The sequence below is a fragment of the Thiocapsa sp. C2-2m genome (assembly GCF_041903745.1).
GTDB classification, from domain to species: Bacteria; Pseudomonadota; Gammaproteobacteria; order Chromatiales; family Chromatiaceae; genus Thiocapsa; species Thiocapsa roseilacustris.
Genome location: NZ_JBBWVD010000035.1, coordinates 40144 through 62205 on the forward strand (window position 1 = coordinate 40144; position 22062 = coordinate 62205).

Annotated in this window: 26 protein-coding genes and 1 pseudogene; 1 reads left to right on the forward strand and 26 read right to left on the reverse strand. The window is 57.6% G+C overall.

Going from position 1 to position 22062, the window contains the following annotated elements; translation table 11 throughout:
- Positions 1-29: 29 nt before the first annotated feature.
- Positions 30-986: an IS1595 family transposase gene (locus AADX97_RS22720; RefSeq protein WP_374236365.1), complete on the reverse strand. Its 957-nt coding sequence runs from the start codon at positions 984-986 to the stop codon at positions 30-32.
- A 149-nt stretch (positions 987-1135) separates the two neighbouring features.
- Here AADX97_RS22720 and AADX97_RS22725 point away from each other — a divergent pair, with 149 nt between their 5' ends.
- Positions 1136-2467 carry an IS4 family transposase gene (locus AADX97_RS22725; protein ID WP_374236364.1) on the forward strand — a complete coding sequence of 444 codons (1332 nt, stop codon included), beginning with the start codon at positions 1136-1138 and terminating at the stop codon, positions 2465-2467.
- Positions 2468-2601: 134 nt separating this feature from the next.
- Here the strand turns inward: AADX97_RS22725 and AADX97_RS22730 are convergent, their stop codons facing one another.
- The 25 genes and pseudogenes from AADX97_RS22730 to AADX97_RS22850 all read right to left on the reverse strand — a co-directional run bounded on the left by AADX97_RS22730 (position 2602) and on the right by AADX97_RS22850 (position 22009).
- Positions 2602-3612, reverse strand: coding sequence for a hypothetical protein (locus tag AADX97_RS22730; protein ID WP_374236363.1), 1011 nt, complete (start codon positions 3610-3612; stop codon positions 2602-2604).
- Between the two features lie 798 nt (positions 3613-4410).
- Positions 4411-4713 carry a hypothetical protein gene (locus AADX97_RS22735; protein ID WP_374236362.1) on the reverse strand — a complete coding sequence of 101 codons (303 nt, stop codon included), beginning with the start codon at positions 4711-4713 and terminating at the stop codon, positions 4411-4413.
- Positions 4714-4719: 6 nt separating this feature from the next.
- A complete protein-coding gene (locus AADX97_RS22740; RefSeq protein ID WP_374236361.1) occupies positions 4720-5013 on the reverse strand; it encodes a hypothetical protein in 294 nt (97 codons plus the stop codon).
- Between the two features lie 419 nt (positions 5014-5432).
- Positions 5433-6665, reverse strand: coding sequence for an N-acetyl sugar amidotransferase (locus AADX97_RS22745; RefSeq protein WP_374236360.1), 1233 nt, complete (start codon positions 6663-6665; stop codon positions 5433-5435).
- The gene (locus AADX97_RS22750; RefSeq protein ID WP_374236359.1) at positions 6662-7417 is read right to left on the reverse strand and encodes a HisA/HisF-related TIM barrel protein; all 756 of its coding nucleotides are present in this window, start codon (positions 7415-7417) and stop codon (positions 6662-6664) included. The genes AADX97_RS22745 and AADX97_RS22750 overlap by 4 nt, the downstream gene beginning before the upstream one ends.
- 13 nt (positions 7418-7430) lie before the next feature.
- Entirely contained in the window at positions 7431-8051 is a 621-nt protein-coding gene (hisH, locus tag AADX97_RS22755; protein ID WP_374236358.1) for an imidazole glycerol phosphate synthase subunit HisH, read from the reverse strand.
- Positions 8044-9186: an N-acetyl sugar amidotransferase gene (locus AADX97_RS22760; protein ID WP_374236357.1), complete on the reverse strand. Its 1143-nt coding sequence runs from the start codon at positions 9184-9186 to the stop codon at positions 8044-8046. Before AADX97_RS22760 ends, hisH begins: the two co-directional genes overlap by 8 nt.
- 3 nt (positions 9187-9189) lie before the next feature.
- The gene (locus AADX97_RS22765) at positions 9190-9648 is read right to left on the reverse strand and encodes a hypothetical protein (RefSeq protein ID WP_374236356.1); all 459 of its coding nucleotides are present in this window, start codon (positions 9646-9648) and stop codon (positions 9190-9192) included.
- A 100-nt stretch (positions 9649-9748) separates the two neighbouring features.
- Entirely contained in the window at positions 9749-10144 is a 396-nt protein-coding gene (locus AADX97_RS22770) for a hypothetical protein (RefSeq protein ID WP_374236355.1), read from the reverse strand.
- 156 nt (positions 10145-10300) lie between these two features.
- Positions 10301-11422: a pseudaminic acid synthase gene (gene pseI, locus AADX97_RS22775; RefSeq protein WP_374236354.1), complete on the reverse strand. Its 1122-nt coding sequence runs from the start codon at positions 11420-11422 to the stop codon at positions 10301-10303.
- A gap of 16 nt (positions 11423-11438) precedes the next feature.
- Positions 11439-11663, reverse strand: a complete 225-nt coding sequence (locus AADX97_RS22780; RefSeq protein ID WP_374236353.1) for an acyl carrier protein — start codon at positions 11661-11663, stop codon at positions 11439-11441.
- Entirely contained in the window at positions 11656-12591 is a 936-nt protein-coding gene (locus AADX97_RS22785; RefSeq protein ID WP_374236352.1) for a ketoacyl-ACP synthase III, read from the reverse strand. The genes AADX97_RS22780 and AADX97_RS22785 overlap by 8 nt, the downstream gene beginning before the upstream one ends.
- Positions 12588-13172, reverse strand: a complete 585-nt coding sequence (locus AADX97_RS22790) for a hypothetical protein (RefSeq protein WP_374236351.1) — start codon at positions 13170-13172, stop codon at positions 12588-12590. The genes AADX97_RS22785 and AADX97_RS22790 overlap by 4 nt, the downstream gene beginning before the upstream one ends.
- A complete protein-coding gene (locus AADX97_RS22795; RefSeq protein ID WP_374236350.1) occupies positions 13169-13954 on the reverse strand; it encodes a phosphoadenosine phosphosulfate reductase family protein in 786 nt (261 codons plus the stop codon). The genes AADX97_RS22790 and AADX97_RS22795 overlap by 4 nt, the downstream gene beginning before the upstream one ends.
- 59 nt (positions 13955-14013) lie before the next feature.
- A complete protein-coding gene (locus AADX97_RS22800) occupies positions 14014-14910 on the reverse strand; it encodes a DapH/DapD/GlmU-related protein (protein WP_374236349.1) in 897 nt (298 codons plus the stop codon).
- 32 nt (positions 14911-14942) lie between these two features.
- The gene (pseG, locus tag AADX97_RS22805; RefSeq protein ID WP_374236348.1) at positions 14943-15971 is read right to left on the reverse strand and encodes a UDP-2,4-diacetamido-2,4,6-trideoxy-beta-L-altropyranose hydrolase; all 1029 of its coding nucleotides are present in this window, start codon (positions 15969-15971) and stop codon (positions 14943-14945) included.
- On the reverse strand, positions 15968-16675 hold the full coding sequence (gene pseF, locus AADX97_RS22810; protein WP_374236399.1) for a pseudaminic acid cytidylyltransferase: 708 nt from the start codon (positions 16673-16675) through the stop codon (positions 15968-15970). The genes pseG and pseF overlap by 4 nt, the downstream gene beginning before the upstream one ends.
- A gap of 8 nt (positions 16676-16683) precedes the next feature.
- On the reverse strand, positions 16684-17751 hold the full coding sequence (locus AADX97_RS22815; protein WP_374236347.1) for a putative sugar O-methyltransferase: 1068 nt from the start codon (positions 17749-17751) through the stop codon (positions 16684-16686).
- Between the two features lie 194 nt (positions 17752-17945).
- Complete coding sequence (locus tag AADX97_RS22820) at positions 17946-18572, reverse strand: hypothetical protein (protein ID WP_374236346.1); 627 nt, start codon at positions 18570-18572, stop codon at positions 17946-17948.
- Between the two features lie 113 nt (positions 18573-18685).
- Complete coding sequence (locus tag AADX97_RS22825; protein ID WP_374236345.1) at positions 18686-18940, reverse strand: DUF2442 domain-containing protein; 255 nt, start codon at positions 18938-18940, stop codon at positions 18686-18688.
- Between the two features lie 10 nt (positions 18941-18950).
- A pseudogene (locus AADX97_RS22830) lies at positions 18951-19220 on the reverse strand (DUF4160 domain-containing protein).
- Positions 19220-20062, reverse strand: a complete 843-nt coding sequence (locus AADX97_RS22835) for a cytidylyltransferase domain-containing protein (protein ID WP_374236344.1) — start codon at positions 20060-20062, stop codon at positions 19220-19222. The pseudogene AADX97_RS22830 and the gene AADX97_RS22835 overlap by 1 nt, the downstream one beginning before the upstream one ends.
- Positions 20063-20092: 30 nt before the next feature.
- Positions 20093-21262, reverse strand: coding sequence for a UDP-4-amino-4,6-dideoxy-N-acetyl-beta-L-altrosamine transaminase (gene pseC, locus AADX97_RS22840; RefSeq protein WP_374236343.1), 1170 nt, complete (start codon positions 21260-21262; stop codon positions 20093-20095).
- 25 nt (positions 21263-21287) lie between these two features.
- Complete coding sequence (locus AADX97_RS22845) at positions 21288-21701, reverse strand: HEPN domain-containing protein (protein ID WP_374236341.1); 414 nt, start codon at positions 21699-21701, stop codon at positions 21288-21290.
- A complete protein-coding gene (locus AADX97_RS22850; protein ID WP_374236340.1) occupies positions 21698-22009 on the reverse strand; it encodes a nucleotidyltransferase domain-containing protein in 312 nt (103 codons plus the stop codon). The genes AADX97_RS22845 and AADX97_RS22850 overlap by 4 nt, the downstream gene beginning before the upstream one ends.
- Positions 22010-22062 lie beyond the last annotated feature (53 nt).

Genomic DNA, 22062 nt, shown 5'->3' on the forward strand with positions numbered 1-22062 from the left:
GATTAGCGTCGTCCCTCAGCTGAAGCATTTCACGCTGTGCGCACGGCGCCAAGGCGCAGCAAGGTCTCGGGGCTGGGCGGGGTGCGCACGCTGGCATGCAGGAGTCGCCCGACCAGCAACGGCAGATCGAAGCGGCGGTCGAGGCGATACTGCGCCGCGGCGAGATAGCGCGCCAAATACTTGTGGACCTTGATGTGGTGGTATGTCCCTCGGATCGCGGTCTTGAGGTTGGAGATCACGGTGTTGACCCAGCGGAAGGCATCGATCTCGCTGGATTGACGTGGGCTGACCACGATCGGCGCGTAGGAGGCGACCTCCGCACCGGCGCAGGCGAGGCTCGCGTAGGCATCGGTGACCAGGTGCGCGGTCGGATCCAGCGCCGTGCGCACCCAAAGGCGCAACGTGTCACCCTTCAGATCGGGCAGTGGATCGAAGCGCACGTGCTGCGGATGGCCGTCCTCGTCCAGCTCCACCACGGCGATGAACACCGCCTTGCCTTCGGCGCCGCGTCCGCGCTTGCCGCCACTGCGCGTGCCCCCGACCACGGCGTCGTCGGCCACGACCATGCCGGTGAGCAGACGATCGGACGCGCGCTCGGCCATCACTTCGAGGAGTTTCTGCTTGAGCCGCCACGCGGTGCGGTCGCAGACACCGAGGTGGCGCTTCAGCGACAGTGCCGGGAGATCGTTTTTGTTCTGGGTCACCAGGTAAAAGGCTTGAAACCACGTCGTCAATGGCAGTTTGGTGCTCTCGAACAGGGTCCCGCAGGTCAGCGAGGTCTGCGCCCGGCACTGCGCGCACTGCCAATACTCCCGGCCATCGGCGTGGAATCGGCCGTGTGTCGTGGCCCCGCACTGCGGACAGGCGAAGCCCTGCGGCCAGCGCGACGCCTCCAAGGCCGCGGCGCACTGGGTCTCGGTGCCGTAGCGGGCGAAAAAGTCGTCCAGGGACATCCCCGGCTGAAATTGAATCGGGTTCTGTGGCATCGCCGTCGCCTCGCTGCGGGTGGAGATGGTGGCAGTGTGCCCCCGGTGGTGGCTCAATCCGTGAGCCTGCCGGCTCGAAAATCACCAGCTGAGGTACGACGCTAATCACCTTGAAAAGATGCTGCCTTCCTGATTCGGGAGCGGTCATCATGGGCTGGGCAGAGGCGGAGTTTGAGGCCCTGGATCTGTGCGACGCGCGGCGCAACCGGCGGGTCATCCATCTGGTGGAGCGACTGGCTGAGCGGCCCACGGCGAGCCTGCCGGGGGCGTGCCAGGGCTGGGGGGACACCCAGGGGGCCGGTTTGTTGTTGGGCAACGACGCCGTGGCGCCGCTGGCCCTGGTGGAGCCGCACCGCGCGTCGACGATCCAGCGCATGACGGCCCATCCGGTGCTGCTCTGTCTGCAGGACACCACGGAGCTGAACTTTAATGGTCGGGCGATCGCGGGCCTGGGGCCGCTAAGCGATGAGGCGCAGCGGGGGATGTCCCTGCATCCGACATTGGCGGTCAGCCCGGCCCGCGAGCTGCTGGGGATCCTCGATGCCTGGATGTGGGCAAGCGCGTTCAAGGATGCGGACGGCATACGCCCCGGCATCCTCGAGAGCACGCGCTGGGTCGAGGGGAACGAACGGGTCGCTGAGCTGGCCGCGCGTCTGCCAGACACCCGCTTGGTCTATGTCGGCGACCGCGAAGCCGACATGCGCGAACTGATGGTCATAGCACGGGATCTCGGCCATCCCGCTGACTATTTGGTGCGCGCCCGCCACAACCGGGTGCTGCCCAAGGGCCAGCGGCTGTGGTCCAGCGTTCAGGCCAGCGAACCCCTGGGCGAGGTCACCTTCACCTTGCCCGCTGGCCGTGGGCGCAAGGCCCGCACGGTGCGCCAGGTGCTCTACGCTCAGTCCGTGCGCTTCCCCGACGGGCGCCGCGGTGGCGGCAAGGTCAGCGCGACCTGCCTCATCGCCCAGGAGATCGATGCCCCGCCGGGTGTCAAGCCGATCGTCTGGCGGCTGCTGACCAGCCGTTCGGTGTCGAGCTTGGAGGACGCCGCCGAGCGGATCGACTGGTCCCGCGCGCGTTGGGACATCGAGGGGCTGTTCTTCACGCTCAAGGAGGGTTGCCGCGTCGAAGCGCTGCAACTGGGGCGTATCGAGCGCATCGTGCGGGCCTTGATGCTGCACCTGGTCATCGCCTGGCGCATCATGCAGTTGATGCGTCTGGGGCGGACCCTGCCCGATCTGGACGCCGAACTGCTGCTCAATGCCTATGAGATCAAGGCGGCCGACATCCTGACCAAGACGCTGTTGCCCACGGGAGCCGCGCGACTCAACGAGGTCATTCGCCTGATGGCCCGCATGGGCGGACTCCTCGGGCGCAAGGGCGATGGCGAGCCCGGTGTGAAGACGCTCTGGCTCGGCCTGCAGCGGGTGATGGACGTCGTCGTCGGACTCAAGTACGCCCATGCCCTTCAGGACCCGTGAGATGTGTGCAATGAGGTGGATTAGAGCCAATACGAAGTGGGCCCGACTCTCCGAAAAGCTGTAGCTACATCGAGAAGCAGGGCTTTATGCTGTACGGACCAACAAGTCTTGCTTGGGCATGACGACAAAACAGCCTAGCGTTCAGGGGGAAAAAGCGGGGCGCAAGCACGGCGACGCATGGACGCCCCAAGCGAATGCAGCGCTAGCCTGATCACGGCCGCTCTCAGAGCTCGGCTTTGCAGATAGAGCCTAAAGAATAGACGGCGCATTTCCCGAGGAGATTGCCAATTATTACCCCCAAGTATTTCGATCGCGAAGGCTTTTTGATGCTCTACGTCGTCACCCGCCCCATAGATGGAGCGTGCTTTTTCGATTAAATTCATAAGCCGTCGAGAAGGATCTAATGGAGGACAATCTCGCCGTAGTATGCTTTCGTCAGCAACCACTTCGTGCTCAAAGCTACTGTCCAAGACGATCTTCAAACCTTTCGCAGCACCGTAGAAGATGTGGGAGCCGACAACAGTGGTGTGCAGATATTCCGAGCCGTCCATGATTTCATACAACCTGTCAAAAAAGAGCCCGTCAAACATGTGACCCGCTGTCACAACTTCAAATCCCGCGCTTCGATAGGCTTCGTGCCGTCCTAACTGTATGTCACGCCAATACAAACAAACGCGAACAGGCCTCATCCAGCTCGGCAGTGATTGTAGCGTTGCCATATAACGCGCTTCATCAGATAAACGTGACTCTAAGTGTTGAGTCGAGTGAGGCGGAAAAGCAACTGTTCCGACTTTCATGCGCACATTGGATTCTCTACAACGCAAAAGGTACATCCATGGGGAACAACCCGCAACAATCTCTTTATCACTACGCGCGCGATAAATTTCCGTTCGATGCGCCTCGAAACAGTAGATAGCGGGTAGTCCATTTGTGATCTCGGCATCCCAGAGAAAATCGTCTAGGTATACCCCATGAGGGACCACGACGGGTAGGGGAAGCGGCCATTTAGCGAAGTTCTTGAGGATCCTTGCTGACCCATACCATGCGTTTGGACGAAATATTTCGCTCGTCGGCTCGGGTCGATCCTTGACGAGGTGATCCAAAACGTCCTGCGAACACTCACCTTTGGCAATACTGGACGGCATAGCGGGCGTAGCCTCGCAATGATATGTGACTGATGCGTGCACTGTAGCCCTTTTGACAAACGAAGGGGCACCAGTGATAACCGATAGTTGCTGAGCCACTGTGATGGCGCAAGCAAGCTAGATGGTGTTGGGTCCGCTGTGGAGACTCCCGGTCGGAACGAACCTGGGTCGGTACTGGGACTCCTGGGGACAGCGGAATACACTCCGCTATTAAGACAAGCGGTAATCTGGTGGGTGTCTTACTTGTACGACGGCATCATGGGCTGGCTTCGCGGCCGAACTCACCGCTCATCCATCTGGGGACTGATCGGCGGAGTGGTTCACGGCAACCCTGCTGGGGTTTTGCCGTGGCTCGAGTCAAACGCAGGGGTCACCGGTCGTTTGGCAACATCGCCGTCGACCCCTTGCCCCTGCTGGACCCACACGGCGAGCCGATGATCCGACGGAACGTCTCATCCGGTGGTGCTCTGTGGGCAGGACACCACGGTGCTGAACGTCCCTTGTCACGGGATGGCGGGTCTGGGTCCTCTGTGTGATGATGCGCAATCGGCCATGGGCCTGCACCCCATTCTCGCCGTCAGCCGTGCGTTTGAGCCGTCCGGGATCCCCGATCCGGGGCACAGGCTCCGGGTTTCTGGAGAGCCACCCGGAGGTCCGATGGGAGGCGCGGTTAGCTAACTGGCACCGCGCCTGCCATAGCCGCAGAGGGTTCATGCTGGGGTCGCGAAGACGACAAAAGCGAAGAGATCGCGATGGCATGCGGTGGTTGTCAACCATGCTGTCGCATTTCCCACTCCCTCACGCCGCCTTTTTTGCTGGCGTGCGCTCGGGTTTTCGCTCCGGGCTGAGCGACACGACCTCGATGGATTCCCAGTTGCGGGTCTTGCCGCTCCAGCGGGCCGGGTTTTTGTCGCGAGCCGCCTGATGGACGGAGTGGCGTTGCGCTGGGATGCTCGGGTCCTCCTCGTGATGGCGTTGATCGGGCGTGACGAAGCAGATCGCGCTGTTGCAGTGCTCGGTGTTGCACCAACGCGCGACGTCATGCACCCACGCTCGGGGGGCGTGGGGGTCCGCGAAGCCGTCGACGGGGTAGTCCGGCACGTAGTTTCAGGGGCGAAACAGCGCCCCCGCGAAGGTATTGTCCTTGCTGCCCCACGGCCGGCTATGGGACGGGGTGATGTTGAGCGCGTGGAGCTTCTCGAGCAGGGTTGCGCCCCGGAAGGGACTGCCGTTGCCGGCGTGCAGGACCAGCGGGCGACAGACTAAGCCCCCGGCAAGCACCGCCCGCTCGATGACCGGGCCGGCATGATGTGCCGACTCGTTATGGACCGCCTCCCATCCAACGATCTTGAACCTGAAGAGGTCGATGATCATGACCGAGTAGAAGAAGGTGCCTTTCACCGGTCCCGGCCGCCCGGTTCAGTCCCAGGACCAGACCGGGCTTGGTTCGCTGGCATAGAACTCGTCGGTCGCGCCCGTGCGCTCGGGGCCTTGGCGAGGACGCGGTGCGAACCACCCCGTGGCGACGCAGGACCCGGCAGAAGCTAGAGACCGAGCCGATATCCCGTTGTTCTTCATCCAGCAGGGGCACCACGATCTGCACCGCCGGCAAAGCGGCGAAGTCCGAGGGGTCCACGCCCCTCGAACGATGCCATTCGCCTGATCGCTGGGCTGCCGTCGTTCCTCAGCCACCCGCACGACATCGCCCCTCGTATGAAAACCGTCTGACGACGCAGGTAGCAGGTCATGGGGGGGAGAAATACAACTCTGTACCACTTCGTCGAGCGGACAGAGGAATCACCTCAGACCCACAATAACCTTCACAATTCGTCGCCCACCGCCAGGCCTTTACCGTAAAGCGTAAAACATTGTCTCTCGAACACAGGTGCATGATTCGATATGAAAGAGTCAATAAACGATCTCTGTTTTGCATCTAGCGGAGCGCTCGCATTTTGATCACACATGCCAAACTTTGAAAACTTGATAAACCAGCTAAACGCCTCCGGGGTCATACCCACCCATTCCAAGAATGGCGTCAAATAACTTTCCTCATACTGAGCCTGATAGAAAGTCTCAATTCCTTTCGCGCTTGACTTGTCTATCCTCCCAAACCTGATCTCTCTGTTCAGATTATCAGTGACGCGGGAATAACCAAGGTTTGCGAACTTCAGCAGGTCATGCGCGCCCATGTAAGTTAAATCATCGATTCGATCGTATGTGTCGAATGTTCTTGCATTCTTGGCAGAAAGAGCCCCCCGAGTCCTTACCATCTCCTCGCTAAAGCGCCTCGAGTCCCAAGGCAAATAGTTCGACAGATAAATCCCTACGATTTTCCCTTTCGCAATGAGACGATTCTCCGGGTAAACAATGTCATATACATCTCCCGCCCGAATCAATGTCTCGCTCTCTTCAGCAAGCTTGCTTGGATCATACTGAATTAAATCGTGCTCTATCCATGATCTCTTTGACATTTCTGGCTCATCTAAATACGAGTGCATACCCACTTGCTCTGTTGGCTGGTGTAGAGGCCAGATAATCAGAGGAACTTCTTTCTCGATGGCAACGCGAACGGCAAACGCGGTTTCTCCAGCCAGATACGGCCACCTAAGGTGCCCGAATCTGACAAGTGACTCCCGAACCAACTTGCGGTAGACAAGCGGATTGGTGTTAAACGACACTGTATCAATATCGAAAACTTCCTTTATCCTGGCGAAATTCTTGATTCCGAGAAGGCTGTTGAACTGTGAATTGTATGAGACAGCCAGAGGATTCAGACCTAGTCTGTTCTTTACTACATCTACGACATAAAAATACTCGGGCGTACCCCTGATTGGAATGATGCAGTCGTAGAACTTATTCTTGCCTTTGATCGCGGAAATCCTTTTCTCCAGTAAAGAGAACCTCTGCTCCCAATCAAGAGAAAACTTTTCAGAGTGGGTAGAGCATCCCGTACAGAGTCCTTCCTCGTTAAACTGCAATCCGAAAGGGTGATGCCCGTCATACAAACACTGAATGCACTCCCTTGGCTCGCATGCAGCGCTCCTTGAGCTCATAAATATACCCTCCTCACCGGTCTTTCGGTTGCTGCTTTCGAAATTTGATTCCTAACATCGAACAACGCCAGCTCTTTCTCATGCGCAATATTCCCAAATGCAACTCCAACCGTCACATTATGCTGTAGAAGCGCACCTGCCCTTTCAGCACTTAGTCCACCAAACCAAATGACCCCTTTAGAATACGAGGAAAAACTATCCAAGATCTCACAAGAGAGTGAGAATCTCCCATGGTGCCCCTCACCCTTGATGTCCGTAACGAAAAGTTCGGATACCGGTGCTTGCTGAAGTTTAGTCAGGACGTGATCGAGACCTTCTTCCGAATAAGAGCCTCTGTAATCATTCTCGTAACATGCCCTAACAGCAGCCGCACCGTCGTAATTGATGAACACCGGAACCGACGCGATCAAAGCCTGCTCACCGACATGTTCTGCGATCTCAAGCAAAAGTCTTTCGTTATTCCAGTATAAGCTCTCGATAACAAACCGGTCGCAGCCATGTTTCAATAGTTGCAACACATCCGAGACATGCCGTATCCCACCACCATACGCTATCGGAGTCAGAATCTGTGAGCTTTGAATCTGACCCAATACGTTCGGGTCAATACCTCCGGCCCGGGAAATATCCAGGACGATTATTTCATCGAGACCCCATGAATCAAGGTTGCGCAGACCAGTTGATAGGGAGCCGGCAGGCCGCCAACTGTTATAGCCATACGACTTAACCAAGGATCCTTTCTTAACAGTCAGCACTCCAACTATTCTCTTATAAACCATAATAGTCCTCAATCACGTTCCTGAGTAGGATTCTGCCGTAAGATTGGCTCTTTTCAGGATGAAACTGCAGAGCAACAAGGTTCTTATCAGCGAGGATAGCTGGTATCTTTATTTCACTCGAAAGAGTTGCCTTGGAATAGACGCTTGCGGTTGGCAGAAGATATTTATGATTGAAATAAAAGGTTGCCTGTTTTCTTATACTTCTCCCGAGTCCCACTCTCTTTAGTCTCTCGACATCTAATTCGCACCATCCTGTATTGTAAAATGGGAATTGCGGAAATGACTTCACCGCTCCACTAATCCAGCCCAGCCCGTTGCAGGTGCATTCTTCTAGTTCTGAAAAAAACAACTGTGCACCCAGGCATATTCCGACTATTGGTTTTCCCGATTGATGACATTGATCGAGCATCTGACGCAGGCCCGAGTTGTTGATCTCGCTCATCGCACGTCCGGCAGAACCCACTCCTGGGAGAACGACAAGATCGCTATCAAGCAGTCTTTTGCTGGCACATGGGTCGCATATCCGGCTGACTATTCCAAGTGAATGAAAAACTGCCAATAAGCTTCCGGTGTTGCCACTGCCATAGTCCACAACGCTAATTCTAGTCATGACCGACACCAACACCGGGATTGAACAATTTTTTTGGCCTAGCGCCCGAGCAATCAAAGAGCTCTTTATGAGCGAATTTTTTGACGGTAATCCAGAATTCCTCTTCAGTGATTCCAATGTACGAGCAAAATGACTCAATGTATCGGGAAGCACACGCTTCATCGTACAATTCGGCAAACTGAATACCTTCTTCCCTGGAAATCACTCCTGCCCTAATCAATCCATTGGCATGGTCTGTGCCCCGGGCGAAACCGAGCTTATAGAACTTCAAAAGAAAGTTAACAATTGTCCAATCCTCGTCAACCATCCGCGTGCCCAAGAGGTCTCCTGTATCACTCGGATCTGCATTTCGAAACCTCAAGCCATGCGACAACGCGACCTTAGAGTTAGTTATGGCCCCCCAATCTTTCCACGCTGGTCCTAGAAATATCGTGTATACGCCTGCTGCGTTCAATTCCTCTCTCGTTGGAAACATGTACATGTTCAATCGCTGACGTCCCCCAGCGACGTCAGCGAACCATGAAAGATCCCCTCCCGCCAACGTATTAGAATTAACCAGCTTGGTGCCATCCCAGATCGACTCCCCTACCACTGCAGCATCTCCGACTTGGAGTCCTGGATTTTCGCCCCAAAAGACTAAAGGGATTCCCTTTTCTACTGCAACCCTTGGGACCCCGGCAAACAATGCCATCTCCGTAGCTTTACACCAATTGCAGAACTTAAGAAAAGCTTCCCGTACAAGTCTTTGAGATAACTGCGGCGCTGGCGAAATTGTCAGAACATCGAATCCTAGATTGGCGAGATTCGATAAATTGTCAGCACCATTATATGTCATTTGCTTTTGTGGATAGACGACAGATACCAGTAGCGGATTCATTTCCAGCTTTTCTCTCACCCACAAAGCTTGCCTTGTACTGTCTTTACCTCCACTCACCCCTACTATGCAATCCCATTTTTGGTGCTTTTTCTTTTTTCTCATTATCTTTTTTATCAAACTTTTTAACTCGAGAAGGCGTTGTTCATAATTTTCTTCGGCCTCAGTCTCCCTAAATGAACAGGGAACGCATACTCCCTCAGAGTCAAAAACACTATTCGGCCTGGTATCCGGCTCGAGACATTTTCTACAGTACCGCATCCGCTATCCTACCCTTAACTGGCTTGCAATGATCATATGATCGACATGCATCAGTGGAATGTCTTGAAAAACGGGGTATGCAATCCCGATATCAGCGGCGTAGAAGAAATTGTCATATCGCTGCAATTCTGCCCCGGTAAGAGGACAGATCCAGATCATGCTTTTGTCAATTGCTTGCTTAAGTATCGCTGCGGGAATATCGTTTTTACTCTTTCGTAACGAGAGAACACCACTCGGATTATTGTACCTCGCTGTGTAATCCAATAGACGATAATCAACTATTTCTGCGCCTAGACTCTCCACGGCCTGCCTCAATCCACGAACGTAGCCATGATGGCGCATCCGAGATTGGGCATCTGGCGAAGCAAGTTCGTAGAGCGGTTCGACTAGAACGACACCGTGGCGAGCAACACGTAAACATTCCGCTATTGCTTGTGATTCACGTCCACCATTTTGGCTCAAGTGAATGCGAGCTCTAAATTACATCGACACTGTTGGCCGCGAAAGGAATACGCAGGAGATCTGCGACAAACAGGTCGGCCTGTTGGCCCTGCACTCTCATCTATGAGTTTGCGACGGATACTCTTGACCAACTGATGTCAAAGCCTAGAGCTTCGCTGCACTTGTCGGTTAATATTTTCAGCACCCCGGCCAGTGTGGTCGCTTCGCCGACACCAACTTCCAATACTCGCCCACCCTGCGGGAGTAAGGGTTCAATTAGCCCCGCAATCTGCGTACACCAGATGCGTTTACTTTCAGGATCTTTCTTCGCTGCCTTTACATAGGCCCCACTTTGGAGGTCATATGCGATTAAAGTCGCCTGCAGGAGATTCTCCCTTTCGTCCATACCCATCTTGCTTAACAGTTCTCGAGCATATGACATAGCGTTTTCGCCCCGAGCGAACGCGGAACGCATGCCCCGCATGAGCAGGCCTAATTGCTCGGTTGTGAGTTGCATGCGATTTCAGGCACCAATTGCTTTTTTTATGTGCGAACGATAGGTAACTTCACAATGCTTCAGATCGGCATCTCTTTCGCAAGATATTGTTTGGTAATTTGTGAACGGTTTACTCAGGTCCATATGTCGGTCCATTAATCGATTAACGCAAACGGGTCAAGTGGATCCTCCGAAGGTGATTCCGCCACCGGTCTTGACCTCGATTACTAGGCTCCCATCTCTTTCCGGCCCTCCGCTCAGCACAAGCGCCCACGACATCGGCGTCCCAGCCTTGATTGCCCTGGTGACGCGTTGCCCGATCAGCATGTCGTAGAACTTCGGCGCTAGTCCCAGTCCCGGGCGGATGCGTCGCAGGTTTCGCGGTGTCAGGACATCGCCCGACTGGAGATCCTGCGCGATGTAGAGCGAGCGCCGCCTGAGCCGGGCCTTCTCCTCGGCCTCGGTCGGCCCATAGCGGATCTCGCCGATCGCCTGCCAGGCGCGTTCTGTCTCGGTGACAAGGGCGGCCAGCTCATGCGGCTCCAGGGAGAAGGCGGCGTCAACACCACCCTCCTCGCGCGAGAGCGTGAAGTGCTTTTCGATGAGGGTCGCGCCGAAGGCCACGGCGGCGATGGCCGCGCCGATGCCAAAGGTGTGGTCCGACAGCCCCACCTCGCAGCCGAACAGCGCGCGCATGTGGGCGATGGTGCGCACATGGCTGTTCTCGGGCGAGGCTGGATAGGTGCTGGTGCACTTGAGCAGGACCAGATCCTTGCAGCCCGCGCTCCGCGCTGTCTCCACCGCCTCCCCGATCTCCGGGATGGTGGCCATGCCGGTCGAGATGATGAGTGGCTTGCCGGTCGAGGCCGCCTTGCGGATCAGGGGCAGATCGACGCACTCGAAGGAGGCGATCTTGTAGGCGGGGACATCCAGCGTTTCGAGAAAGTCCACCGCGGATTCGTCGAAGGGCGAGCTGAAACAGATCAGGCCCATTGACTTTGCGCGTGCCATGATCGGGGCGTGCCATTCCCAGGGGGTGTAGGCCTGACCGTACAGGGTATGCGCGGATTGGCCTGCCCATAAGGATGCAGGATCGCTGATCATGAACTCCCCCTTTGACAGATCCAAGGTCATGGAGTCCGCGGTGTAGGTTTGCAGCTTAATTGCATGCGCGCCAGCCTCGGCGGCTGCGTCGACGATGGCGAAAGCACGATCCAGCGACTGGTTATGGTTACCGGACATCTCGGCAATCACAAACGGGCGGTGGCCTGTGCCGATGGACTGCGTGCTAAGGTTCATGGACGCTGTCTTCGTCTCAGCCGTTGAGGAACGCCAAAACGTCATTCAGCGAGTTGAACCTTTGAAAGTCCTCGTCGCTGACCTTTTTTCCGAGCTCGACTTCAATTTCACTAAGAAAGTTGTAGACGTCGAGACTGTCGAGTCCAATCTCATTGAAAGCCTTATCGAAGTCTTCCAGGGCCGGCTCGACATCGCTACCAGATTTTTGCAGAAGTGCGAGGAGCTGTGATTGATCAATCATCTTGAGTCACCTTTTGGATCAAATTTGTTGCCCAGGAGAGTCCCACGCCGAACCCGCAGATGAGCACTCGGTCTGCGGCACTTCCGAGCACATATTTTTCGAGCAGGAGTGGGATCGATGAGGAGACGGTATTACCCGTCTCGCGGATGTCTTTCAGAAAGCGGTCGCGGACCTGTGGAAAGCGCCGGGAGATGGCATCGACAATGGACGCGCTGCCCTGGTGTAGGCAATACAGGTCGATGTCGTTTGGCTCCAGATCGTTATCGCTCAACCAGCGGCTAATCTGTTGCGGAACGCGTACTGCAGCAAAATTGAACACTTCACGACCATTCATGCGCAGCCGCCCTTGATCGACAAAGAGCGTATCGGCCCCTTTGCCATCTGTCTCGAGCAGTGGACGACCAAAGGTCCAAGGACTGTCCTCGCAAAGCCAAGTCGCGGTCGCCGCATCGCCAAAGAGGAGCGAGGTGATGCGATCTTCGCGGTCGATGACGCGCGAGTAAGGGTCGGCGGTGACCAGTACGCCATTCTTCAAGCCCGCCTGGTCCATGAGACCGCGGACGATGCTGAGTCCGTAGACGAAGCCAGAGCAGCCGAGCGAAATATCAAAGGCCGCGACCGTCGTCGGCAAGTCGAGCTTTCGCTGCAGGATCGCCGCCGTATGCGGCAGGCCGGCCCCATCCGGATTTTGCGTCACCACCACGAGCGCATCGATAGCGACCTTTGCAAGTCCATGCTGACTGCACAGCCGTTCAACGGCCTTGACCGCGAGATCCGAGGCTTCCTGCCCCGCATCCTTGACGGGCAGTGCTATCGCACCAATCTTATCGTTGATGAAGGCCGGTGTTTCTCCGAACTTCTCGGCTTGACGTAGGTTGTCGAGGCGGGTTTCAGGCAAATAGCTGGCTATGGCGCGGATGCCAATCATGGCTGCCCCCCGATGAAGCGGATTTCCCCGTAGTCAGTCCCATCGATGAGGATGCGGTTGCGGCTGAAACTGTCCCCGACGCATACCATACGATCGATGCGGATCGTTTGCCAGGTGTCAGGCAGACCCGCAGTGAGGTCGAGTTGACCGAATAACCATTTTCCGTCGACATCTGGCGACAATGAATAGTTGAGACGCTTGGTCAGTGCGATCACGTTCTCGATGACCGAGTAGTCGTTGGAGCGATGCCCCACGATGGCTTCACCCTCAAGCTGCGCAGGAGCGGTGATGGCGTCTTCGTCAAAGGGGTAGGACTCGGTGACTGGACGGTCGGTCTCACACAGCCAGAAGCGCTGCATCTCACCACTTGCCGCTTGCCAAGTGCCGTTGCCCATCACCTTGCCGGTCTCCGCAGGGTGCTGGAACAGCAGTTGACATTGATTGCGAGCGAAGTGTTTGAAGGCGAGGCGCACGAGATGCCCACCGAAGCGCGCCGACAGCGCCTCGGCGATCGCGTTGTAAATATCGCCGCCTTGAAGATAATTGCGCGTGCCTTTGAATTTAAGCTGGAAGTCGATCATCGTTTCTCCTCGCGCGCATCAACCGCTACTGTTTGGTTCAGTGCCAAAGAGGCTAACGCTGCCTGCGCCCTGACTGCAGCATCGACTTGTAAATCGCGCTCGGGCGCCGTGCCGCAAAACTCCCCGATTCGACACTCGGCCCGTTGTTCTCGCCCTTTTGTTATATCCCAATGTCCTGTATTGACAGGCAACTGGCGTTCTGCAATGTAATAGTTGACGTCACTTGGACTCCAATCGAGGATGGGGTGAATCTGAAACAGCCCGTTGCGCCGCTGCACGAAGTTTGCGCGCGCACGGTCCGACGTTTCATACCGCATGATGCCACGCAGCCAAGCCTTGGGCCGAAACGTCGTGAAGGCCTGGTTCAGCGGTTGGTGCTTGATCAGACGGGTCACCTGTTCGAACAGCGGCGAACCGGGTTCCCGCCAACCGGGATACTGCCGATCAACCTCGCTCGGGCTGAGACGACTGCGGAACACGTGGACATCATGCCCTTTACGTCTGAATCCATCGATCATTTGGTAGGTAGCATCTGTATGGTAGCCGTGATCGACGAAGACCACAGGGTACTCCATACCGATCACGGATGCGGTCAAATCGAGCATGACGGCAGAGGTCTCACCGCCTGAGGTCGTCAATAAGACCTTACCCTCGAAGAGACGGTAAGCAGCGCGTATGCGGCTGACAGCATCCAATGTCGCAAACTTATCTGTAAGCTCACCGGCATCTGTCGCAAGCCAACCACGCCGATGGAAGCTAGAGCCGGTATGTCTTGTCACCATCCGTGAACCTCCTCCGCCGGTGGCAGCGTAAAGTCAGGATACCTTAGCACCTCGGCATGCTAGAACTTTCTCATCGTAGGCAATGGACGGGCGGGGTTGCCAAAAAAGGCCTTTCCCTGCGGTACAGACTTGGTGACCACGCTACCAAGACCGATCATGCTGTCGTCGCCTATTTGAATCTTGGCGTTGATGACGACGCCTGCGGCAATATTACATCCTGTGCCGATCTTCGCACCCCCAGCGATACAAACGTTGGACGAGATCGCAGTATTCGCGCCGATGGCAACATTGTGGGCGACATTGATGAGGTTGGCCAATCTGCTGGCTCGACCGATCCGAGTATCGCTCATTTGCCCCCGCACGATGACGCAACCAGAGCCCACAATGACATCAGGCTCGATGATGACTGCCCCAAGATGCGGATAGAACACACGCTCGCCTGATGCCGGAAAGTGATAGCCCAGCCCAACGCTGCCGATGGTGTTGTTGTTCTGGATGAAACAGTTTTCGCCAATCTGAGTCCCTGGACCGATGTAACAATTGGCCCCAATTCGGGTGCCATCACCAATGCTACAGTGTTCTTCAATCAAGGTACCTGGCCCGATTGAGACATTGCGGCCGATGATGGCGTCAGCAGCGATTTGTGCTATAGCGCTAATTTGCGGAGAAACGCTGAGATCCATTAAGTGGTGAAGTGACTTAATGAACCAGTGAAGTGCATCTGGCGCTCGCACGATGCACTTGTCTGGGGACGAGTAGCCGGATTCCTGAATCACGATGACCGAGGCTCGACTGTCCTTCACGGTCTGCTCAAGCATCACCCCTTTGCGATCGCAATAGATAAGACTGCCCGGGGCCGCCGTATCCGGCGAGGCGACGTATTCGACCATGGTTGAAGGATCACCGCTGACGATGTCACCGTGCCCGACTCGCTCGCACAGCTGGTCGATGGGCATGCGATGGGCAACGGGTTTTGGGAACGTACTCTTCATGATGTCAATAGGGCCTGGACAATGCGTTGGGCACCTCGACCGTCGATCTTGGTTTTACCGGATTCGGCCATGCTTCGGCACCGATCACCATCGCGCAAAAGGTCTAAGAAAGTCTTCGTCAAAAGATTCATTGTTATACCTGGAAATGCGCCGAGGTAGATTGCCGCCCCGAACTGCTCCCAGGTTTCACTGTTTCTGGTCTGATTGTCGGCAATGGAGACCAAGATCATCGGCAATCCACAGCAGGCAGCCTCAAAGGTACTGGTTCCTCCGGCCATAATGGCAAGATCGCAGCTCGCAAATACCTGGGCCAACTCATCGGGGTTGATGAGTAATTGGACCCGTCCATCGGCATGTTGGGCAATCCAGTTGGTAAGCGCTTGATTGCGCGGATTGTGAGCGCCCGACAAGACGCTGAATTGGAGGCTTGGGGGTGTACTTGGGAGCAGGCTCGCGAGCACAAACTCGATGGCGCCGCGATCATCTCCACCACCGAAAGTCACCAAGACCTGCTCGATTGGTCGCTCGCTCGGCCGCAGGATGGCAGGCGGGAATTCCGACCGCAACAACGCGTACCGGGGGCCGCATAAGAGCTTAGTCTTCGGGTTGCGAAGCACTGGAACATAGTCACTCTCGCCGAGCGCAATATTCGGTACCAGAACGAGATCCGCCCAAAGCGGCTTATGCGCGGTACCGTCAAACTGCAACCATCGCCGCCCAGCCGCGCGCACGCTGAGCTGATAGGACTCGTCGATCCGGTAGTCATCCAAGACCAGCCAATCGGCCCGGTGAACCTCAGCCAGCTCGATGACTTTGTTGGCATCCGCCAAGGCGGATGGCCAGTCGGGAACGGGAATCCAGTCCTCGAAAAGCTCGTGATCTGTTGGCTTGGCATAAGCCCTATCTGGACCGACCATGACGCAGCGCTGGTCTTGCTCCCTCAAGGCCTGCGCGAGCGCGCGGCAGCGCGTCAGGTGGCCGAAACCGATGGTAGCACTTGCATTGCAGCGAAAGAGGACCGTCATGGGTTAGGCTGGGTCTTCAACGCCCTAAACAGGAGTTCCGCACGCTGCCAGTCCTCCTCGTTGTCGACATCGACGACGCGCCAGTTCGGCAGGATGATCGGGACCGATCCGTCCGAAAAGGTCGCACGATCTTCAAGAAAAACCTCCGTCCGGCCCCAGTAGAACTGGCCGGCATCGTGAAAGGCTGGCTCCAGATCCTGCGAGCGGGTCTGGCAATGCTCCGGCTGGATCATGGCGACGCCACCGGTCGGGGTCAGCCTCAAAGCGCGCTGGATCGGATAGGCGAAGCTGGTAGCGCTGAACGCGAAATCGGCATGTGCGGCGATCAGCCGCGCCAGACCGCGCTGGATATCGGCGACCTGAATGAAGGGCGCGGTCGGATAGATCACACAGACGTGGTCGGGGTGTCCGAAGTCGCGTTCCGCCTCGCGGATGGCATGAATGATCACGGGTCGGGTCGCGGTGTGGTCGTCGGCGAGCGCCGCCGGACGACGGAAGGGGACCTCGGCACCCAAGGATTCAGCGATGGCCGCAACCTCGTCATCGTCGGTGGAGACGATGATGTGCTCGAACAGGCCCGATTCCTGGGCGGCCGCGATCGACCAGGCGATCATCGGCTTGCCGCTGAAGTCGCGGATGTTCTTGCGCGGGATGCGCTTGCTGCCGCCGCGGGCGGGGATGACGCAGAGGTTGTTGCAGGTCATGTCGCTCACTACCGTCGCCTGAAAAGCAGCAGCTCGGAATGAAATCCATCCACGGTGAGATAGCCAAAGGGCATGGCGCCGCGCTCAACCAAAGCGTATTCCGGCAGCATCGCCGCATAGTCATCGCCGAGGATTGGCTCATCGACACCAACCGAGTCCGGGTGCTGGCGACGCTGTTTGCCCTCTTTCAGGTTGCGCAGCAGAACCCAACTCGGGGCAAGGTTGGAGACCAAGCGCAGATAGTTGGATGCCACCGGGGGCTCCATTTCCTGGAAGGAGATGAAGTTGACGAAGAGATCGATGGTGCCCTGGAGCCTAGGCAGTTGCCAGGACATCAATACCGAGATCGGCGGCAGGTTGCCGATCTCGAGTGTGTCGGCATCTCTGGTTTGGGAGTAGCCGAGCACCCGGTCATCGCCCACGGCTTGGCGAAGGTACCATTCCGCCACCGTCGCCGTTGGCGGGATATCGATGTCGATGTAGCGCCAGTCCGTTAGGCCGGCTTGGCTCAGAATCTCGCCGAGTGTGCCAAAGCCGCCGCCGATCTCGAGCACCGTCCGGGGCACCGGCTCGCTCGGGACTTCTCTGGCTATGTACCGTTTCAGCATCACGAGTCCGAGCAGGTAGTTGAGAGCAGAGCGAGAGTAGCGCCGCTCACCGATAGAGTGCTGCTCCAACGGCCCCCCCCCCCTGGATTCAGTGAAGGTATGGAGATGGGGTAGTCGGCTTGGGTCATCCGCGGCTTGCAGCACGCGAAGGTCGGCCAGAGCTGCAGTACGCCCACTCAGCATCTGCTCCAGGGCAAGCGTCGCTTTGACGGCCGCAGGATTGCGGTTACGGAATCCCTCGAGCAACCTTGCCTGCTCTTCGGCACTGATGCCGCTGGTGGGAGCGCCATAGTTGGGCACAAAGAAGCCAAGACAGCGTGGATTAGCACGAAAGCGCTCGACACCCTCGGCAAGCAGGCTTTTTGTGATTTCAGCGGATGCACGGGCCCAGAAGGCCGTTGGCTGATAGAGCGGGTCTTGCTCGACAAGGTCCCGACGAGCGACCTCAAGCTCTTTCGCGAAGTCCATCTAGGCGTACCTCCAAATATTCATGTCAACGATGACTGGACGGCGCTTCCGTCAGTCGTTGCGGATGCCGTTGCTGGCAGTGCGGGTGAGGATGATGGCGAGGTTCGTTGGTTGTTGGTTATTGGGTGTTGGTTTGGGGACGGCGCTGTTCTTGCGTCTGTGGTATTGGTCAGTGTTGGGCGTCGGCGCGGTCGTCAGGCCTCAAAGATGTCGTCAAGGGCTTGGGCGTTGAGGAGGCGCTTGGACCATTCGAGCAGGGTCTCGGCGTCGGCGGTCTGGATGCGCGGGCGCTCGACGTCACTGAGGGGGCCAAGCTTCAGGCTGAGCAGGCTGATGAGCATATGCGCTTGGCCCTCTTGGCGGCCGAGGCGTTCGATACTGGTGATGTAAGGCATGTTGGCTTGCTCCTCGAAGGCGATCAATTCGCACTTGAATTCATGCTCCAATCCCGGTGGTAACTGGAGCAGCCAATCGATCACGCGAAACAGTTCCAGGGTATCCTCATGCGCGTGGCCGCGTGGGTAGAGCAGCCGCACCAGGTGCAGCTTCCAACGCTTGCGGATCGCGACCTCCTTGCTCTCCTGCGCCTTCAGGTGCGCCATGACGACCACGGCGAAGGGCTTGGGGTCGGCTTCGAGCGCGTCCCAGCGGGCGAGCAGATCGAGCAGCTTGTGGGTCGGGTAGCGAAAGTCTAACGCACAGCCCCAGCGCTCGCGTCGATAGGCATCTGGGCGAAAGCTGGCCGTGGCATCGGCTAGCACCGCCAGGCTCACGACGTCGGTCCGGTACTTGTCGAACAGCCGGTCGTGGTAGACGGGCATCAGGCGCTCCGTGTCGGCGTTCGCGATGACGTCATCGAGGAATCTGGCGACGGCAAGACGCCTGTCTGTTGCCTCTGGTCAGTGTGATCAGGCCGCGGGGTGGAATCCAGGTATCAAGGGTCACTGTCTTGTGGCAGGGCCTCACCCCGAAGGTACAAGGTATCCGGCGAAATATCGATCTCGTCAGTCCAAGTGACTGTGCCGTTCTCGACCTTGGCCGACATGAAGAGGTTACCTTCGCGCAAAACCGAAAACGCGGGATAATCGAGCAGTGAACTCATATCAAACCGCTTTACCTCGCCGTCAGCGAACTGTACTTCTAGTCTGAAGTCGATGAATGTTTTGACCTTGACGACATCTGGGGTCATGGCTCGGGTCTCAACGTAATGGGTCAATTTTGAAGGGGGTTTGCCCTTCGCTGGCGAGTTGCCAATCGGCCATCAGCTCATCCTGGTGGATTGCAACCCAGGCTTGCAGGAGTTTCATCTGCTTTCCGGGAAGCGAACCGTCTAGAAGCTACCCATCCGGAATATGCAAAACGGCCTTATGCTCATTGTAACGGACATGAATATGCGGGCTGTGATGTCGATCGGTATCGAGCGCATATAGGCTGACGATGATCCCGTAGAACATGCTGATCGTCGGCATCAGAAAAGCTCCGCTTCAGTAGGGGATACCCTTCGGCATCTGTGGCTCGGATCATCCCAGTCGCAGAACAGGTCCACGTGCCGCGCCCAAGCCTCCCGCTTGGCTGCGAGCTCTTGGTTGATGGCCGATTGTGGCACGGCTTGGTTGTGGGCGGCCAGCTCGGGATGGCGCGCCATCCAGTCGAGCGCGTCGTCGAGCGCGATGGGCTCGCCCTGCCAGAGCGCGGTGTAGAGGTGCTGCATCATCTCGTAGTCGGCGGCTTCATCCACCGTCACGCGCCTGTTGGCGTCCGTGAGCGCCTTGGGCGGGTGCAGGCCGATGATGCGAAATTGCTCGGGGTGCTCGGCCAGGTAGCGCGAGCCGACGTGCTCCAAGTCGTCCGGGTGGGTGGAGCGCTCAGCGACGACCTTAAGCGAGCGGGTCGAGTGGACGCCTTGCCCGCCGAGCGCGGGGGCCGGCGCCGACAGCCAGGTCTGATCGCCGCCATGAGCCTCGAGGCCCTGGATCTGTCGATCGATGAAATCCGGGGCGATCAGTGGGCAGTCGCCGGTGATGCGCACGCAGTAGGGATGCCGATGCGCGTCGAGAACCTCCAGGTAGCGGCTGAGCACGTTGTGCAGGCTGCCGCGATGGCAGGGTATGTCGTCCTGGGCACGAAAGTCCGCGAGCGCGTCATCGCTGGGCTCGACAGAGGTGGCAACCACGACCTGATCCACCCGCTGACAGGCCCTGGCACGTTGAACGATATGCCAGATCATCGGCTGCCCCGCGAGTGGTTTGAGTACCTTGCCGGGGAGACGGCTGGAGGATAGGCGGGCCTGGATGATGGCGATGGCTGGCATTGGTTGCTCTTGGCTCGTTTGCGCTTTAGCTCAACCGAGTGTTGGCATCAGGTTGCGTCGAAACACTGCGATAGACAAGGTTTCAATGACAGCGTCTTGCTGCACTTCGGTCATGGTCGGAAAGAGCGGCAGACTGATCGCCTGGCTATAGTAGCCCTCGGATATGGGGAAGTCGCCCAGCCGGAACCCGAGGCGCAGGTAGTCGGGCTGGGTATGGACGGGGATGTAATGCACGTTCACACCAATCCCGGCCTCGCGTAGGTCCTCAAAGATGCCACGCCGGTTGGCGCCAACCTGGATCGGATACAGGTGCAGCGCGGAACGGTGGCACGAGTCGCGATAGGGAATGCTAATTGGCATTTTCGCCAGCAGACGGTCGTACCGGCTCGCTAGGACATGGCGCTGCTCAATGTAGTCTTCCAGGCGCTGGAGTTGACTGAGCCCAAGCGCGGCTTGGATGTCGGTCATGCGGTAGTTGTAGCCGAGCTCGATCTGTTGGTAGTCCCAGGGGCCGGCGGGCTTGCCTTGCATGAGGGCCGGGGCACGGGTGATGCCGTGGGTACGCAGGCGGGCCATGCGCTCGGCCAGTGCTAGGTCGTTGGTTGTGGCCAGACCGCCCTCCCCCGTGGTGATGATCTTGACCGGGTGGAAGCTGAAGACGGTGATGTCGCTAAATCGGCAATTGCCGACCGGCTCACCCTGGTAGCGTGCACCGATCGCGTGGGAGGCGTCCTCAATGACTCGAAAGCCGTAGCGATGGGCAAGGACGCCAATGGCCTGCATGTCGCACGGCTGGCCGGCGAAGTGCACCGGGACAACGATCTTCGGCAGGGTTCCAGCCGTCTCCGCCTGTTCGAGTTTGGCTGCCAACGCCTCGACACTGAGATTGTAGGTGCGTGGGTCGATGTCGACGAAGTCGACGTCGGCTCCGCAGTAGCGAGCGCAGTTGGCCGAAGCAACGAAGGTGTTGGGGGAGGTCCAAAGCCGGTCGCCGGGTCCGAGATCGAGGGCCAGGCAGGCGGTGTGCAGGGCGCTGGTGGCGCTATTGACGGCGATGCCGTGGGCCGCGCCGCAGTAGTCCGCTATGGCTTGCTCGAAGCGCGGGATCGCTGGGCCTTGGGTCAGGTAGTCGGAACGCAGGACGGCCTCAACCGCGGCGATGTCGGATTCGGTGATGTCTTGGCGGCCGTAGGGGAGCATTTGGTTATCGGTTATTGGGTGTTTGTTATGTGTTTTTGTTTGGTTTGTTGTTGGCTTGGGTGGCGTTGCTTAGATGGATGCGGATGGCATCGACTAGGGCTTGTGCGTCAACAATGTCTTGGGCAGCTCGCTCTGCTGAAATTGTGGCTGCTGCGTCGTAATCTCCGAGCTGACGGTCTTCGAAGAGTCTGGTCAGGGTGCGGGTGAATACTGGAGCAAACAGGCTTGTGCGGACATAGTTTTTGTTGAATCGTCCAATCAGCTGGGCATGGCTTGAGAAGCTGTTTCCGGCTGCAAGATGGAGTGCGCTTACGGCGTGAAAGGCTGCGTAATAGGCACGGGATACCGCATCGCCGTGTAGACCCGAAGCCTGCAGCACTGCGGCGGCTTCCAGCTTGTTCTGGGCGGCGGCAAGCAGCGCCTCGCTTTCGAGGTTCATAGGCGGACGGCTTCTCGGGCGATGTTTTTCGCAAGCGGGTAGCCTTGACTTCGCTGCCACTCGTCTTCCGTCCTCACGATGGTTGCTACCAGGGCGTCGTGATGGTCAAGGATGTCGACCTGTACGTCGAGGATGCTATCGCGAATGGCTTGTGTATTCTCGTCTACGAGGATCAGGACATCGTAGTCCGACGTCTCGCGCGCATCGCCCCGCGCACGCGAGCCGAACAGCCAGATGCCGCGTAGATGCGGGCCAAGGCGTTGGGCTAGGGACTGCTGCAGTGCTTGAGTGACGGGGTTGGGAGGCATGGGGTTATTGGTTATTGGTTATTGGTTATTGGGTGGTGGGTGGTGGGTGGTGG

What these genes read in the sequence shown, in the direction of transcription:
- AADX97_RS22730 (WP_374236363.1), bottom strand. Translation starts at nt 3,612, where the DNA reads ATGCCGTCCAGTATTGCCAAAGGTGAGTGTTCGCAGGACGTTTTGGAT.
- AADX97_RS22745 (WP_374236360.1), bottom strand. Translation starts at nt 6,665, where the DNA reads ATGAGCTCAAGGAGCGCTGCATGCGAGCCAAGGGAGTGCATTCAGTGT.
- AADX97_RS22725 (WP_374236364.1), top strand. Translation starts at nt 1,136, where the DNA reads ATGGGCTGGGCAGAGGCGGAGTTTGAGGCCCTGGATCTGTGCGACGCG.
- AADX97_RS22835 (WP_374236344.1), bottom strand. Translation starts at nt 20,062, where the DNA reads ATGCCAGCCATCGCCATCATCCAGGCCCGCCTATCCTCCAGCCGTCTC.
- AADX97_RS22720 (WP_374236365.1), bottom strand. Translation starts at nt 986, where the DNA reads ATGCCACAGAACCCGATTCAATTTCAGCCGGGGATGTCCCTGGACGAC.
- AADX97_RS22785 (WP_374236352.1), bottom strand. Translation starts at nt 12,591, where the DNA reads ATGATTGGCATCCGCGCCATAGCCAGCTATTTGCCTGAAACCCGCCTC.
- AADX97_RS22790 (WP_374236351.1), bottom strand. Translation starts at nt 13,172, where the DNA reads ATGATCGACTTCCAGCTTAAATTCAAAGGCACGCGCAATTATCTTCAA.
- AADX97_RS22795 (WP_374236350.1), bottom strand. Translation starts at nt 13,954, where the DNA reads ATGGTGACAAGACATACCGGCTCTAGCTTCCATCGGCGTGGTTGGCTT.
- AADX97_RS22770 (WP_374236355.1), bottom strand. Translation starts at nt 10,144, where the DNA reads ATGCAACTCACAACCGAGCAATTAGGCCTGCTCATGCGGGGCATGCGT.
- AADX97_RS22780 (WP_374236353.1), bottom strand. Translation starts at nt 11,663, where the DNA reads ATGATTGATCAATCACAGCTCCTCGCACTTCTGCAAAAATCTGGTAGC.
- pseF (WP_374236399.1), bottom strand. Translation starts at nt 16,675, where the DNA reads ATGACCTGCAACAACCTCTGCGTCATCCCCGCCCGCGGCGGCAGCAAG.
- AADX97_RS22825 (WP_374236345.1), bottom strand. Translation starts at nt 18,940, where the DNA reads ATGACCCCAGATGTCGTCAAGGTCAAAACATTCATCGACTTCAGACTA.
- AADX97_RS22760 (WP_374236357.1), bottom strand. Translation starts at nt 9,186, where the DNA reads ATGCGGTACTGTAGAAAATGTCTCGAGCCGGATACCAGGCCGAATAGT.
- AADX97_RS22845 (WP_374236341.1), bottom strand. Translation starts at nt 21,701, where the DNA reads ATGAACCTCGAAAGCGAGGCGCTGCTTGCCGCCGCCCAGAACAAGCTG.
- AADX97_RS22815 (WP_374236347.1), bottom strand. Translation starts at nt 17,751, where the DNA reads ATGGACTTCGCGAAAGAGCTTGAGGTCGCTCGTCGGGACCTTGTCGAG.
- pseC (WP_374236343.1), bottom strand. Translation starts at nt 21,262, where the DNA reads ATGCTCCCCTACGGCCGCCAAGACATCACCGAATCCGACATCGCCGCG.
- AADX97_RS22820 (WP_374236346.1), bottom strand. Translation starts at nt 18,572, where the DNA reads ATGCCCGTCTACCACGACCGGCTGTTCGACAAGTACCGGACCGACGTC.
- AADX97_RS22850 (WP_374236340.1), bottom strand. Translation starts at nt 22,009, where the DNA reads ATGCCTCCCAACCCCGTCACTCAAGCACTGCAGCAGTCCCTAGCCCAA.
- pseG (WP_374236348.1), bottom strand. Translation starts at nt 15,971, where the DNA reads ATGACGGTCCTCTTTCGCTGCAATGCAAGTGCTACCATCGGTTTCGGC.
- pseI (WP_374236354.1), bottom strand. Translation starts at nt 11,422, where the DNA reads ATGAACCTTAGCACGCAGTCCATCGGCACAGGCCACCGCCCGTTTGTG.
- hisH (WP_374236358.1), bottom strand. Translation starts at nt 8,051, where the DNA reads ATGACTAGAATTAGCGTTGTGGACTATGGCAGTGGCAACACCGGAAGC.
- AADX97_RS22800 (WP_374236349.1), bottom strand. Translation starts at nt 14,910, where the DNA reads ATGCCCATCGACCAGCTGTGCGAGCGAGTCGGGCACGGTGACATCGTC.